This is a genomic window from Thiohalorhabdus sp. (genome assembly GCF_036628635.1).
GTDB lineage: Bacteria > Pseudomonadota > Gammaproteobacteria > Thiohalorhabdales > Thiohalorhabdaceae > Thiohalorhabdus.
In genome coordinates, this window is sequence record NZ_JAZKRM010000008.1 from 49453 (window position 1) to 62053 (window position 12601).

At 66.7% G+C, this 12601-nt stretch carries 13 protein-coding genes, 1 tRNA gene and 1 other RNA gene; 7 read left to right on the forward strand and 8 right to left on the reverse strand.

Features of this window, described 5'->3' with window-relative positions; translation table 11 throughout:
• Positions 1–240 precede the first annotated feature (240 nt).
• From V5A19_RS04420 to V5A19_RS04430, 3 genes are all read right to left on the reverse strand, one after another.
• Entirely contained in the window at positions 241–1062 is an 822-nt protein-coding gene (locus V5A19_RS04420) for a CbbQ/NirQ/NorQ/GpvN family protein (RefSeq protein WP_332318750.1), read from the reverse strand.
• A gap of 161 nt (positions 1063–1223) precedes the next feature.
• Positions 1224–1580 (reverse strand): ribulose bisphosphate carboxylase small subunit, encoded by a 357-nt coding sequence (locus V5A19_RS04425; RefSeq protein WP_332318749.1) that lies wholly within the window; start codon positions 1578–1580, stop codon positions 1224–1226.
• A 151-nt stretch (positions 1581–1731) separates the two neighbouring features.
• On the reverse strand, positions 1732–3150 hold the full coding sequence (locus V5A19_RS04430) for a form I ribulose bisphosphate carboxylase large subunit (RefSeq protein ID WP_332318747.1): 1419 nt from the start codon (positions 3148–3150) through the stop codon (positions 1732–1734).
• Positions 3151–3394: 244 nt separating this feature from the next.
• On the opposite strand from V5A19_RS04430, the gene V5A19_RS04435 reads away from it, so the two are divergent.
• A complete protein-coding gene (locus tag V5A19_RS04435; protein WP_332318746.1) occupies positions 3395–4339 on the forward strand; it encodes a LysR family transcriptional regulator in 945 nt (314 codons plus the stop codon).
• An 88-nt stretch (positions 4340–4427) separates the two neighbouring features.
• Here V5A19_RS04435 and V5A19_RS04440 read toward each other — a convergent pair whose 3' ends face one another.
• From V5A19_RS04440 to V5A19_RS04450, 3 genes are all read right to left on the reverse strand, one after another.
• The gene (locus V5A19_RS04440; RefSeq protein WP_332318745.1) at positions 4428–5798 is read right to left on the reverse strand and encodes an anti-phage deoxyguanosine triphosphatase; all 1371 of its coding nucleotides are present in this window, start codon (positions 5796–5798) and stop codon (positions 4428–4430) included.
• 93 nt (positions 5799–5891) lie between these two features.
• The gene (locus tag V5A19_RS04445) at positions 5892–6455 is read right to left on the reverse strand and encodes an NUDIX hydrolase (RefSeq protein ID WP_332318744.1); all 564 of its coding nucleotides are present in this window, start codon (positions 6453–6455) and stop codon (positions 5892–5894) included.
• 11 nt (positions 6456–6466) lie between these two features.
• Complete coding sequence (locus V5A19_RS04450; RefSeq protein WP_332318743.1) at positions 6467–7081, reverse strand: hypothetical protein; 615 nt, start codon at positions 7079–7081, stop codon at positions 6467–6469.
• Between the two features lie 276 nt (positions 7082–7357).
• Here V5A19_RS04450 and V5A19_RS04455 point away from each other — a divergent pair, with 276 nt between their 5' ends.
• Genes V5A19_RS04455 through V5A19_RS04465 form a run of 3 tightly spaced genes read left to right on the forward strand, consistent with a single transcriptional unit; the run spans position 7358 to position 9347 of the window.
• Complete coding sequence (locus V5A19_RS04455) at positions 7358–7885, forward strand: hypothetical protein (protein WP_332318742.1); 528 nt, start codon at positions 7358–7360, stop codon at positions 7883–7885.
• 45 nt (positions 7886–7930) lie between these two features.
• Positions 7931–8401, forward strand: a complete 471-nt coding sequence (locus V5A19_RS04460) for a CopD family protein (protein WP_332318741.1) — start codon at positions 7931–7933, stop codon at positions 8399–8401.
• Between the two features lie 19 nt (positions 8402–8420).
• Positions 8421–9347: a ribonuclease Z gene (locus V5A19_RS04465; protein WP_332318740.1), complete on the forward strand. Its 927-nt coding sequence runs from the start codon at positions 8421–8423 to the stop codon at positions 9345–9347.
• Here the strand turns inward: V5A19_RS04465 and V5A19_RS04470 are convergent.
• Both V5A19_RS04470 and V5A19_RS04475 read right to left on the reverse strand, forming a co-directional pair.
• Positions 9344–10129, reverse strand: a complete 786-nt coding sequence (locus V5A19_RS04470) for a slipin family protein (protein WP_332318739.1) — start codon at positions 10127–10129, stop codon at positions 9344–9346. The genes V5A19_RS04465 and V5A19_RS04470 overlap by 4 nt on opposite strands.
• A gap of 3 nt (positions 10130–10132) precedes the next feature.
• Complete coding sequence (locus V5A19_RS04475) at positions 10133–11533, reverse strand: NfeD family protein (RefSeq protein WP_332327718.1); 1401 nt, start codon at positions 11531–11533, stop codon at positions 10133–10135.
• A 148-nt stretch (positions 11534–11681) separates the two neighbouring features.
• Between V5A19_RS04475 and V5A19_RS04480 the strand changes: the two genes are divergently transcribed.
• The 3 genes from V5A19_RS04480 to ffs all read left to right on the forward strand — a co-directional run bounded on the left by V5A19_RS04480 (position 11682) and on the right by ffs (position 12532).
• Positions 11682–12194, forward strand: a complete 513-nt coding sequence (locus tag V5A19_RS04480) for a DsrE family protein (protein ID WP_332318737.1) — start codon at positions 11682–11684, stop codon at positions 12192–12194.
• A 60-nt stretch (positions 12195–12254) separates the two neighbouring features.
• A tRNA-Ser gene (locus V5A19_RS04485) sits at positions 12255–12344 on the forward strand.
• 91 nt (positions 12345–12435) lie between these two features.
• An RNA gene (ffs, locus tag V5A19_RS04490) (signal recognition particle sRNA small type) lies at positions 12436–12532 on the forward strand.
• Positions 12533–12601 lie beyond the last annotated feature (69 nt).

Below are 12601 nucleotides of genomic sequence, written 5' to 3' on the forward strand. Positions count from 1 at the left end.
TAGCGACAACGCCAATAAACGGGTATCCGCCGATTGCGCCGATGCACGCAGATGAAAAAGACCCGAGCAAGGTCATAAATGGCCGGATTTAAATCGGTTTCCCGGGGTCCTGCCGACAGCCCCGGGGAAGGGGTCAGCTGCCCCCGGCCCCTGCCGAGCGCAGCGGATAACCCGTTTGGCCTTTCATCTGCGTAATCCGCGTCATCTGCGGATGGTTTTCGCCTTTCTAGAAGTCTGTCTCTAGAAGTAGGTCGTAACCGCCGCGTCGAGGGTGTCGCGCATGTCGGCGTCGTCGGTGATGGGCCGAACCAGGGCCATGCGGCAGGCGTCCACTGGGTTGACACCTTTGGCGATGAGCTGCCCGGCGTACACCAGCAGGCGGGTGGACATGCCCTCGTCCAGGCCGTGACCCTTGAGGTTCCGGCTGCGCTGGGCGATGGCGACCAGCTTGCCGGCAGCCTCGGTGTCCACTCCGCTTTCGTGGGCGACCACCTCGGATTCCAACTCCGACTCTGGATAGTCGAAGTCCATGGCGCCGAAGCGCTGCTTGGTGGACTGCTTGAGGTCCTTCATGAGGCTCTGGTAGCCGGGGTTGTAGGAGATCACCAGCTGGAAGTCGGGGTGGGCCTCCACCAGCTCGCCTTTCTTCTCCAGCGGCAGGGTGCGCCGGTGGTCAGTGAGCGGGTGGATCATCACCGTGGTGTCGGTGCGGGCCTCGACGATCTCGTCGAGGTAACAGATGGCGCCGATGCGGGCGGCCACCGTCAGCGGGCCGTCATGCCAGCGGGTGCCGTCGACATCGAGGAGATACCGGCCCACGAGGTCGGAGGCGGTCATGTCTTCGTTGCACGCCACGGTAACCAGCGGCCGGCCCAGCTTGTAGGCCATGTGCTCCACGAAGCGGGACTTGCCGCAACCGGTGGGGCCCTTGAGGCTAATCGGCATGCGCGCGGAATAGGCGGCCTCGTAGAGCCCCACCTCCTCGCTAACGGGGCGGTAGTAGGGCTCCTCGGTGATCCGGTACTGCTCGGCGTCGATCTCGTAGCGGGTGCTATCGGTCATGGTCAGCTCGCTCCTCGCTCAGTGAGGGGTGAGGCGTGAGGACTGAGGCGCTGTAAGGGAGGCGTTGTTACCCCTAACGCGTCACTCCTCACCCCTCATTGGGTCAAAAAAAGGCCCCTGGCCGGGCCGGGCAGGGGCCAATTCCATCGCGGCGGCGCGATTTACTTCAACGGGCCCCGGTAGACCACGAAGGCCGTCCCCTGGCTCTGCTGGTAGGGGTCGTAGCCGATGACCTTGACGTGGTGCTCGGGATAGGCCTCGTGGGCCTTCTTGGCCTCGTTGAGGATATTGTCGACGTTCTCCTCGCCGAACATGGGCAGCTTCCACATGTACCAATAGTCATCCTGGGCGCGCTCGGGCTCGGTGTGCTCGATCGCCGGTTGCCATCCCTGGGCCACGATATACTGCACCTGCTTGCGGATCTCGTCGTCGGTCATCTCGGGCAGGTAGGAGAAGGTCTCCATCTTCCGGCTGGCCGGATCCGAGACCTGAGAATCGTAGTTCTGCATCTCAGCCATTGTTCCAATCCTCGTTCGTTAGCGTTCGAGTGCCGTCGTTAGGCAGTCGGTACCCCGGAGGGCATCGCGGCTGATAGCCGCTCCTACAGGGGGGCCTTTTCGGAGCCATGCCCGTTGGGCCCTGCCATTCCCTCCAGAGACGTGCCTGCGCTTACTTGTGCTGGGCGTCCAGCTTGTCGACGGTGTCGTACTCGAACTTGATCTCCTCCCAGGTCTCCATGGCGGCCTTGAGCTCGGCGCTGTGCTTGGCGGCCTCGGTCAGGATCTCCTTGCCTTCCTTCTCGACCTCGCGGCCTTCGTTGCGGGCCTTGACGCAGGCCTCGAGGGCGACGCGGTTGGCCGCGGCGCCGGCGGCGTTGCCCCAGGGGTGGCCCAGGGTGCCGCCGCCGAACTGCAGCACGGAGTGGTCGCCGAAGATGCTGACCAGCGAGGGCATGTGCCACACGTGGATGCCGCCGGAGGCCACCGGGAAGACGCCGGGCATGGATCCGAAGTCTTGGTCGAAGAACAGGCCGCGACTGCGATCTTCCTCGATGTAGGAATCGCGCATACAGTCGATCCAGCCCTGGGTCGCCTCGCGGTCACCCTCCAGCTTGCCCACCACGGTGCCGCTGTGCAGGTGGTCGCCGCCGGACAGCCGCAGGGCCTTGGCCAGCACGCGGAAGTGGATGCCGTGCTTGGGGTGGCGGTCGATCACCGCGTGCATGGCGCGGTGGACGTGCAACAGCAGGCCGTTGTCCCGGCACCATTCGGCAATGCCGGTGTTGGCGGTGAAGCCCCCAGTCAGGAAGTCGTGCATGATGATGGGCATGTCGAGCTCTTTGGCCCGCTCCGCCCGCTTGTACATCTCCTCCGGGGTGGGCGCGGTCACGTTGCAGTAGTGGCCCTTGCGCTCACCGGTCTCTTCCTGGGCCTTGTGGATGGCTTCGGCGATGTAGCCGAAGCGGTCCCGCCAGCGCATGAACGGCTGGCTGTTGATGTTCTCGTCGTCCTTGGTGAAGTCCAGGCCGCCGCGCAGGCACTCATAGCTGGCACGGCCGTAGTTCTTGGCGGACAGGCCTAGCTTGGGCTTGAGGGTGCAGCCCAGCATCGGCCGGCCGTACTTGTTCATCTTGTCCCGCTCGACCTCGATGCCGTTGGGCGGGCCGCCGCAGGTCTTTACGAAGTGCAGCGGGAAGCGCACGTCTTCCAGGCGCAGGCTGCGCACAGCCTTGAAGCCGAAGACGTTGCCCACCAGGGAAGTGAACACGTTCACCACCGAGGCTTCCTCGAACAGGTCGATGGGGTAGGCGATGAAAGCGTAGAAGGCCTCGTCGTCGCCGGGAACATCCTCGACCTTGTAGGCGCGACCCTTGTAGTAGTCCAGGTCGGTCAGCAGGTCGGTCCAGACGGTGGTCCAGGTGCCAGTGGAGGACTCGGCGGCCACGGCCGCGGCGGCCTCTTCACGCGGCACGCCGGGCTGCGGGGTCACTTTGAATACGGCGAGGAAGTCGCTTTCCTTGATGGGGTAATCCGGTTCCCAATAGTTTTCCCGGTATTCCTTTACCCCGGCCTCGAACGTCTTGCCCATGGCTCGCTCCTATCATGGGTGCTGTGGATTCGGTCGGGCGCGCCCGACGAGCTTGGGATGCAGCCCCCGCCTGAGGCGGTCAGGTCGCTTCCGGGCCCGCCGGCGCCCGCATCAGATGCCGGCCCGATCAGTAGAGGGAATACTATGGCCCGGAAGAAATAATTTGAAATCGGAATTTTTTCTAGTAACCATAATCCCCAGTTTATGGTTAAAAACCCCAAACCATTTCAGGCAATTAGTCAATATGCACCTTACCTTTCGCCAGTTGCAAGTGTTCGAGGCGGTGGCCCGCCACCTGAACTACACCCGCGCGGCGGAGGAGCTGTTCATGACCCAGCCTGCCGTGTCGGGGCACATGCGGCAGATGGAGGAGATCGCCGGCCTGCCCCTGATCGAGCAGGTAGGCAAGCGGTTGTTCCTCACCGAGGCGGGCGAGGAGGTGCAGAAGGCGGCCCTGGAGATGATCAACCGGGCCGAGGACCTGGAGATGAGGCTGGCCGACCTGGTGGGCATGGTCCGCGGCCGGCTGGGATTGGCGGTGACTACCACCGCCAAGTACTTCGCGCCGCACCTGCTGGGCGCCTTCTCGCGGCGCTATCCGGAGGTGGACGTGCGGCTGGAGGTGAGCAACCGGGAGACGGTGCTGGAACGCCTCGCCGCCAACCGGGACGAGCTGGCCATCATGGGCCGCGTCCCGCAGGGCATGGGCGTCACCGGCACCGCTTTCATGCCCAATCCTTTAGTGGTGGTGGCCCCGCCCGACCATCCCCTGGCGGGGGCGAGCCGGATCGCGCCCGAGCGCTTTGCCGAGGAGACCTTCCTGCTGCGCGAGCCGGGCTCCGGCACCCGGCTGGCCATGGAGCAGTTCTTCGCCGATCGGGGGCTGTCGCTCAAGGGCGGCATGGAGCTGGGCTCCAACGAGACCATCAAGCAGGGGGTGATGGCGGGGCTGGGGCTGTCGGTGCTGTCCTTGCACACTCTGAGGCTGGAGCGCGCCACCGGCAAGGTGGCGGTGCTGGACGTGAACGGCTTTCCGCTGCAACGGCACTGGTACGCCGTGCACCTCAAGGAAAAGCGCCTGTCGGTTGTGGCCGATAACTTCCTGGCGTTCCTGGCGGAGGAGGGGGCCGGCTTGATCGAGCCGGTTGTCTTCGGGGAGGCGGGCTCCGAGCCCAAAGAACAGCGGTAGGAGCGGCGGCGCCTCGCCGCGGTCGGGCTGCTGTGCCCCATTCCGGAAAAGGCATCGCGGCGGGGGCCGCCGCTCCTACAAGCCTTCCTTAAAGCCGCTCGAACACCGTCCCCTGACGCGGCATGAACAGGCGCTCGTACATGCGGGTGGCGTATTCGTCGGTCATGCCCGCGATGTAGTCGCACACCACGCGCAGCCCCGCCGCCTCCGAGGGCGCCTCCCACCAGCGCCGGGCGAATCCGGTCTTGAGCAGCCGGCCGGGATCCGAGGCCAGGGCGGCGAACAGCCGCATGACGATCTGCTGGCCGCGGTATTCCAGGGTTTGCACCACCGGGGCCTGGATCACCTCTTGGCCCACGAAGCCCTTGAGCGCCTCCAGCAGGGCCTCGGCCTCCGGCTGCAGGCGGGCGCGATGACGCAGTAGCGGGGTCTCGAAGGCGTCGGCCTCGGTCACCTCCACCGACGCCAGGAAGGCGTGCACCAGGGAGCCGATGGCCTGCTTGCGGCGGGCGCTGGCGGTCTCCTCGTCGCCGTCGGTCGGGAACAGGTCGTCCAGCACCCCCTCCAGGCCCCGGCCCCGGGCCCAGGCCCCGTCGAGGAGGTCGCCGATCTCCGCCTGCAGTGCTTCGCGCCCGATCAGATCGAGGGCGACGGCATCCTCCAGGTCGTGAACGCCGAAGGCGATGTCGTCGGCGATCTCCATGATCGAGGTGTCGAAGGCCTTCTCGGCGGTCTTGCCGGGACTGCCAACCTCGGGATCCCGGCGCACCCGGCCCAGGCCGCGTCGGTCCCCCGCCGGCAGGCCCTCGGTCACCCAGTGCACGATGGGTACCTCATCGTCCAGGAAGCACTTGGGCGGCTTCCAGTGGTCGGCCCGCACCCGCAGCAGGGCATCGTCGCTGACCGGCTTGGCCTCCGGCGAGGGGCGCGGCGGCGCCACCCGCCCATAGGGGACGGGGTATTTGAGTACGCCGAGCAAGGTCCGCCGGCTCAGGTCCAGGCCGTAGCCCGGGGTGTGCGCCTCCAGCCGGCCCAGCAGGCGCAGGGTCTGGCCGTTGCCCTCGAAGCCCCCGGCGTCCCGCATCATGTAGTTAAGCGCGATCTCGCCGCCGTGACCGAAGGGTGGGTGGCCCAGGTCGTGGGCCAGGCAGATGGTCTCCATGAGCTGGGCGTCAAGCAGCTCGGCCGCCTCCGCGGCAAGCTCGCCGTTGCGGGCGCGGCCCTCCAGCTGGCGCACGATGCCGGCGCCGATCTGGGCCACCTCCATGGAGTGGGTCAGGCGCGTGCGGTGGAAATCCCCCTCGCCCACCCCCAGAACCTGGGTCTTGGACTGCAGCCGGCGGAAGGCGGCGGAGTGGATGATCCGGGCCTTGTCCCGCTCGTAGGGGTGGCGTACGTCCGCCGGGCGCCGGGTAGCGCCGGGATTCCGGCGGGCCGACCAGTAATCGCTATCCGGCATGGGCGCCTCATGGGCTGGTGGGCGGGGGCCTAGGCGCCGTCGCCGCGCCCGGCCCCGGTGTGGCAAACGCGAACAGGGCCGGGCCGGCGGGGGTCAGGCGCTCAGGGGTCGGCGCAGACGCCGCGTCTTGTCCAACATACGCCAAGTGGAGCGATTGTTGTTCAGCTGCGGGACCTGATTCAAGTCGAGCCACAGGACATCGTGCGATTCCTCGTTGCCCGGCACCGGCAGGCGGTCGTCGATGGTGACCAGGAAGCGCACATCGAAGTGGAAGTGCTGGGGGAAGTGGGGCTGGGTGGGGATGGTGTGCTGGTCGAGGTCGAAGACGGCGCCGTCCACCAGGTTAATGTGGGCCGGGTCCAGTCCGGTTTCCTCGGCTGTCTCGCGCAGGGCCACACCCAGGATGTCGGCATTGCCGTCGGCATGGCCGCCGGGCTGGAACCACTGGTCGTGCTTGCGGTGATGCATCATCAGGGTGCGGTCGGCGGTGGGGTTGACCACCCACGCCGAGCCGGTCATGTGGCCGGGCAGCAGCTGCCGGTGGAAGCAGTCGGGGTGGTCCATCACGAACTGGCGCGCGCGATGGACGAAGCTGGCCTCGTCCGGGTAGGTGGAGTGGTGCTGATCCAGCAGGGCCAGGAGCTCGCGGCGATGCATGGTTGGTTCCCCTAAGTACCGGCGGGGTTCTTTACCGCCCGCTCGGCGGCAATGGCCGCTTCGTCCACGTCGGCCTCGCTGCCGGCGAGTGTCAGCCGGCCATAGGCACCGACGGCCTTGACATCGATGATGGTGATGCTGGCGGCCTTCTCCGCCTGGTTGGCGGCATACACGATGTAGCCGGCCGGCTCCGTCTCCAGGATGTACATGCTCTGATCCGGGAGGATCATAGACCCCCGTCGGTCCTGGCGGTTGATCAGCACCGTGTGGTCGGGGGTCATGCCCCGGATGACCTCGCTCCAGGCGACGTGGCACTCCTTGCGCTGGGCCTGTTGGGTGCCCAGCTGGTCGAGCAGCACGCGCCCGGATTCCTGCACGTCGCTCTGGTCGCGGTGGTGGATGACCAGCGAGCCGTACTCGCGCTCCACCACCTGCTGGGCCAGCCGCACCTGGGTGGCCTTGAGAGCGATGTCGGTCAGCCGGTGTACGGCCATGCCCGGTGACACCTCCACCCACAGGCACGAATCCCCCGGCACCGGCAGGAATCCCTGGGAGGCAGTGGCCAAGTACTCGGCCAGCTGCGGCTGCAGGGAATCGATATAGACGTAGGTACGTAGCTGTATCATTGAGGTGGCAGGTTGGTTCCGGGCATTCCTTGACGGGTGCCGGGCCGGGGCCTGCCGCTTCACTAGCAGGGTGCAGCCCGCATTGTCCGAGGAATTCTACCCGCTACTCTGCGACCTAAGAAGAACGGATTTCTTTTGGGTGTCATAGAGGTCTGTCTATGACTACGGCAGGGAGAGGTCGGATCCAAGCAATGTTGCAAGGTCGGGGAAACGGCCGGTCGGTCGCCATGTAGCTGGCACCGAGATAAGCTTACTACAACCGAGGAGGATCTGCCCATGGGGGAAATTGTCGAGGGCCCCTGGACCCGCGATTGGCACTGCCCCACCTGCGCGCGCAGAGCGCCCCTGTTCCTGCCCAACGGCACCCGCAACCGCCTGACCCTGACCGTCGACGACTATTGCCTGGAGGCTCCCGATATCCGGGCGGAGGCCCGCGGGCACGGGGTCCTGGAGCCGGTGGAAGTGTGCTGGTCCTGTGGCGAGTCGGTGCCCTACCTGGTAGGTAGCCTGGTAGTGCCTTACGGCCAGCAGGGGACGGTGCTGGCGGGCGCCGGGGCCGGGGACATCCAGCTGCTGGGCGCCGTCCTGCCCACCGCCGGGCGCAGCCGTTCTGGGCTGATGGTGTTCTTCGGCGCCGGAAAGAACGGCCTGGCGGTTGTGGACTGGCAGTCGCTGGCGGCCTTTACGGCCGGGCGGTTGACCTCGCCCGAGGAACGGGGTGAGATTCCCGACCGCATCTGGGAGCTCAACCGGCACCGCCTGGCCTGGCTGGCCGACCGGTCGTCCGGCGAGCACGAACGCTGATCCGGGGACCGTCGGTCCCCGTTCCAACGGATAAGGGGAGCGCGCATGCAGGCCTTTCTGGTAGCCGTCCACGTGCTGTTCGCCGTTATCTGGGTGGGCGGCATGATCTTCGCCTACGCCTTCCAGCGGCCCGCCGCCGGCCAGCTGGAAACCGCCGATCGTCTGCGCCTGTGGGTTGCCACCTTCCGGGGCTTCTTCCCCTGGGTATGGGCCGCCGTCGTCCTGCTGCCCCTTACTGGCTACACCTACATCTTCTGGTATTTCGGCGGAATGGACGGGGCGCCGCTTTACGTCCACCTGATGAGTGGCCTCGGCATCGTCATGATCCTGATCTATCTGCACGTCTACTTCGCCCCCTTCCGCAAGCTGCGCGACGCCGTCAATACCGGCGATCTGCAGGAGGGCGGCCGCCAGCTGGGGCGCATCCGCCGGTCGGTGGGCGTCAACATGACCATCGGCGTGGTAGTGATCGTCATCGCCGCGGCCGGCAAGCAAGGCCTTTGGCTACTCGGGTAGCGCCCGGCGGGTGGCCCGCATGAACGGCTCCGGTCTGCGCCTGACCTTCCTCGGAACTGGCGCCGGCTACCCCACGCCGGGGCGCAATGTCACCGGTCTGGCCGTGGAGCGCGGCCGGCGGCTATTCCTTCTCGACTGCGGCGAGGGCACTGTGCGCGCCCTGCAGGCGGCCGGGGTGCCCTTCGGCCGGGTGCGCGCCGTGCTTTTCTCGCATTTTCATGCCGATCATTGCCTGGGCCTGCCCGGTCTCCTCCAGACCTTCCAGCTCATGGGCCGGGAACGGCGGCTGGACATCTACGGCCCGCCAGGGGTTCAGGAGTTCGTGCGGCGGGCTGTGAGCCTGGCGCCCTTTTCCCCCTCCTTCTGCACTATCGCCCATGAGCTGGGCCCAGGGGAGGAATCGACTCTGGGCGATCTGGGAGTCACCTGCGCCTGGATGGACCACACCGCCCCGGTGCTGGGCTACCGGATCCAGGAGCCCGATAAGCCCGGAGCCCTGGATGCGGAGCGGGCGCGGGCCCTGGGCGTGACGCATGGGCCGGCCATGGGCCGGCTCAAGGCGGGGGAGGCGGTTGCCGCCGCCGACGGCGCCACGGTTACCCCGCAGATGGTGGTGGGACCGCCGAGGCTCGGGCGCTCGCTGGTGTTCTCCTCGGACACCCGGCCCAATCCGGGGCTGACCGCTCTGGCCGAAGGCGCCGATGCCCTGGTCCACGACGCCACCTTCACCGACGAGCACGCCGACCGGGCGGCGGAAACCGGCCACAGCACCGCCGCCCAGGCGGCGCTAACGGCCCGGGATGCCGGTGTGGAGCAGCTCTGGCTGTGGCACTTCTCGCAGCGCTACCGGGATCCGGGCGAGCACCTGGCCCAGGCCCGAGCGATTTTCCCACCAAGCGAGGCCAGCTACGACGGCCTAAAGATAACTCCAGGCCAGCCCTCCTAGGATTGCTGGGCCTTTTCCTGCTTGCCCGCGAGCCAGTCCTGGAACGGCTGAAGCAGGTCCATGGGAATGGGGAACAGGGTGGTAGAGTTGTTCTCGGTGGCCACCTCGGTCAGCGTCTGCAGGTAGCGCAGCTGCAGGGCGCCGGGGTGCTCTTCCATCTGGGCGGCGGTGTCCACTAGCTTTTCCGCCGCCTGCTGCTCGCCCTCGGCGTGGATGACCTTGGCGCGGCGCTCGCGCTCGGCCTCGGCCTGCTTGGCGATGGCCCGCACCATGGACTCCGCGATCTCCACGTGCTTAATCTCCACGTTGGAGACTTTAATCCCCCAGGCCTCGGTCTGGCTGTCGAGGATGTCCTGGATGTCGGCGTTCAGTTTGTCGCGCTGCGCCAGCAGGTCGTCCAGGTCGTGCTTGCCAAGCACCGAGCGCAGCGTGGTCTGGGCCAGCTGGGTGGTTGCCTCGTGGTATTCCTCCACCTGGATCACCGCGCGCTCGGCTTCGATGACCCGGTAGTACAGCACGGCGCTAACCGAGGTGGAGACGTTGTCCTGGGTAATGACCTCCTGTGCCGGGATGTCTAGGACCACCGTGCGCAGGTCCACCCGCACCGCCTGCTGGATGATGGGGATGACGATGATCAGCCCGGGACCCTTGACCTTCCAGAAGCGGCCCAGCAGGAAGATGGTGGCCCTCTCGTACTCGCGGTAGACCCGCAGGGCCGAGATAAGGAAAAGGACGACAAGGACGACGACGATGGTCAACGGGTTGGTCAGCAGGCCTTCCATGGCTCACTCCTCGCTTTGAGCCGAATCCTCGATGGGGCTGACCGCCAGGGTCAGGCCATTCAGGGCGTCGATGCGAACGGTGTCGCCTTTAGCCGCGGGGCGGCTGGCACGGGCCCGCCACAGCTCGCCCTCGAACCGCACCCGGCCTTCGGGATCCAGATCCTCTACCGCCTCCGCGGTGCGGCCCACCAGGTGACCGGACCCGCTCACCGGCTGGCGGCGGTGGCCCTTGGCCGCCATGGTTGCCACCGCCAGGATAAAGGCCCCGGTGACCAGGCTGGCGGTTACGATCACCGGCCAGGCGATCTCCAGGGCCGGGACGTCGGTGTCCATGAGCAGGACGGAGCCCAGCACGAAAGCGATCAGGCCGCCCACGCCCAGGGCGCCGAAGCTGGGCACCACCGCCTCGCCCACGAAGAACAGGATCGCCAGGCCGATGAGGGCGAGGCCAGCGAAGTTCACCGGCAGGGTCTGGAAGGCGTATAGAGCGAGCAGCAGGCTGATGCCGCCGATCACCCCGGGGACGATGGCCCCCGGGTTGGCCAGCTCGAAGATCAAGCCGTAGATGCCGATGAGCATGAGGATGTAGGCCACATTGGGATTGGCCAGGACCTGGAGCAGACGCGTCCGCCAGCCCGGCGCCATGGACTCGGTGACGGCCCCCTCCAGGGCTAAGGTGACCGTGCCCGCTCCAGTGTCCACCCGGCGCCCGTTGGCTTGAGCAAGCACTGCCTGCTCGCTGGCGGCCACGAAATCGATCACATTGTCGGCGGCGGCCTGCTCCGCGGATAGGGAGGCCGCTTCGCGCACGGCCCTTTCGGCCCAGTCGGCATTGCGCCCCCGCATCTCCGCCAGGCTACGAATGTAGGCCACGGCATCCTCCACGGCTTTGCGCTCCTTGGCGTTGGCAGGGGCCTCCCGGCCGTTGGCCTCGCTACCGTTTTCCTTCTCGGTGTCGGGCTCCTCGGAGCCGGGCAGGCCGCCGCCCATCTGCACTGGGGTGGCGGCGCCCAGGTTGGTTCCGGGAGCCATGGCGGCTACGTGGCAGGCGTAGAGGATGTAGGTGCCGGCGCTGGCGGCGCGGCTGCCGCTGGGGCCCACCCAGCCGATGACGGGGACCGGCGAGCTCAGTATGGACTGGATGATGGTGCGCATGGAGCTGGTCAGCCCGCCCGGGGTGTCCAGGCGCAGCATCACCGCCGCCGCGCCCCGCTCCCCGGCCCGGGAGAGGACTTGGTCCACCCAGTCCGCCTGAGCGGGGCCGATTACGCCGTTGACATCCGCCAGCACCACCCGCGGCGAGTCGGTCTCGGACCCGCTTGCGGGATCCTCGGTCTGGGCGTTTAGGACGCCCGCCGCTCCAATTAGGACGAGGCCCAGGTAAATCAGCCAGCGCAACTTCATGCTTCCTCCGCGCAGATCCCTTGATCGACCATACCCTCCTTTGCCGTTCCCTGCCAAAACCGGAGATCAGCCCGGCCGAAAAACCCGAGCCCCGCTGCGCAGTCCAAAGGATATAATGTCCCGGATGTGGCTAAGGGGGAGGGTGACTATGCGCGGAATATGGCTATTGCTGGCCGGTCTGGTGTTGGCGCTGCCCGCTGGTGCCCAGGAGGATGGGGCCCAAGAAGTGCAGACCCCCTACGAGGCCCAGAAGGTGGTCTATGACTTCTATTTCGACAAGCCGGAGAAGATCAACACCGCCCTCTATTGGCTGCGGGCGCACATCAAGCCCCTGAGCGAAGCGCCCTATAATATCCCGGCGGATTTCCTGGACATCAAGGTGGTGATCCACGGCACCGAGATCGTCACCGTGGCCAAGAAGAACGAGGAGCGCTTCGAGCGCGCCGTTGACCGCATGCGCTACTACGATCAAATGGGTGTGGATTTCCGGGTTTGCTCGCTGGCGGCGAAGGACTACGGCTACCAGACTTCGGATTTCTATGGCTTCATCGATGTGGTGCCCTCGGCCATGGCGGAGCTGGCCCATTGGCAGCAAAAGGGCTACGCCCTTATGGTTCCCCAGGTGTACGAGCGCCAGGAGTCCATCGAGGAGATCCGATAGGCGGGGGAGCTGTCCCGTTGTCATCAATCGGTTGGGTCCGTAGAATTCTTGGTCTTCTAGGGAGAGGTGGCCGAGCGGTCGAAGGCGCACGCCTGGAAAGCGTGTGTGCCCGCAAGGGCACCGAGGGTTCGAATCCCTCCCTCTCCGCCAGTTCGAAAGCGGCCCCCGGCGCCTTCGCCCCGCAAGGAAGCGCCGCCGAAGGGCTTTGCCGGGGAGCTCACCGATCAACGGCGGCGTAGAAGGCAGGCCCCCACGCAACGGTAAGCTGTGAACCCCGTCAGGCCCGGAAGGGAGCAGCGGTAGCAGTGATCCCGGGTGCCGTGGTGTGGCTTGCCGGAGCCGCCTCCAATTCCAGCGCAATCGGCCAGCCGACGCGGTTGCCGCCCCCTTGGTGTCCCCATTCTGGA

Coding starts and splice junctions, on each gene's coding strand:
- V5A19_RS04440 (WP_332318745.1), bottom strand. CDS start 5,798: ATGCCGGATAGCGATTACTGGTCGGCCCGCCGGAATCCCGGCGCTACC.
- V5A19_RS04430 (WP_332318747.1), bottom strand. CDS start 3,150: ATGGGCAAGACGTTCGAGGCCGGGGTAAAGGAATACCGGGAAAACTAT.
- V5A19_RS04445 (WP_332318744.1), bottom strand. CDS start 6,455: ATGCATCGCCGCGAGCTCCTGGCCCTGCTGGATCAGCACCACTCCACC.
- V5A19_RS04420 (WP_332318750.1), bottom strand. CDS start 1,062: ATGACCGATAGCACCCGCTACGAGATCGACGCCGAGCAGTACCGGATC.
- V5A19_RS04450 (WP_332318743.1), bottom strand. CDS start 7,081: ATGATACAGCTACGTACCTACGTCTATATCGATTCCCTGCAGCCGCAG.
- V5A19_RS04455 (WP_332318742.1), top strand. CDS start 7,358: ATGGGGGAAATTGTCGAGGGCCCCTGGACCCGCGATTGGCACTGCCCC.
- V5A19_RS04465 (WP_332318740.1), top strand. CDS start 8,421: ATGAACGGCTCCGGTCTGCGCCTGACCTTCCTCGGAACTGGCGCCGGC.
- V5A19_RS04435 (WP_332318746.1), top strand. CDS start 3,395: ATGCACCTTACCTTTCGCCAGTTGCAAGTGTTCGAGGCGGTGGCCCGC.
- V5A19_RS04480 (WP_332318737.1), top strand. CDS start 11,682: ATGCGCGGAATATGGCTATTGCTGGCCGGTCTGGTGTTGGCGCTGCCC.
- V5A19_RS04425 (WP_332318749.1), bottom strand. CDS start 1,580: ATGGCTGAGATGCAGAACTACGATTCTCAGGTCTCGGATCCGGCCAGC.
- V5A19_RS04475 (WP_332327718.1), bottom strand. CDS start 11,533: ATGAAGTTGCGCTGGCTGATTTACCTGGGCCTCGTCCTAATTGGAGCG.
- V5A19_RS04470 (WP_332318739.1), bottom strand. CDS start 10,129: ATGGAAGGCCTGCTGACCAACCCGTTGACCATCGTCGTCGTCCTTGTC.
- V5A19_RS04460 (WP_332318741.1), top strand. CDS start 7,931: ATGCAGGCCTTTCTGGTAGCCGTCCACGTGCTGTTCGCCGTTATCTGG.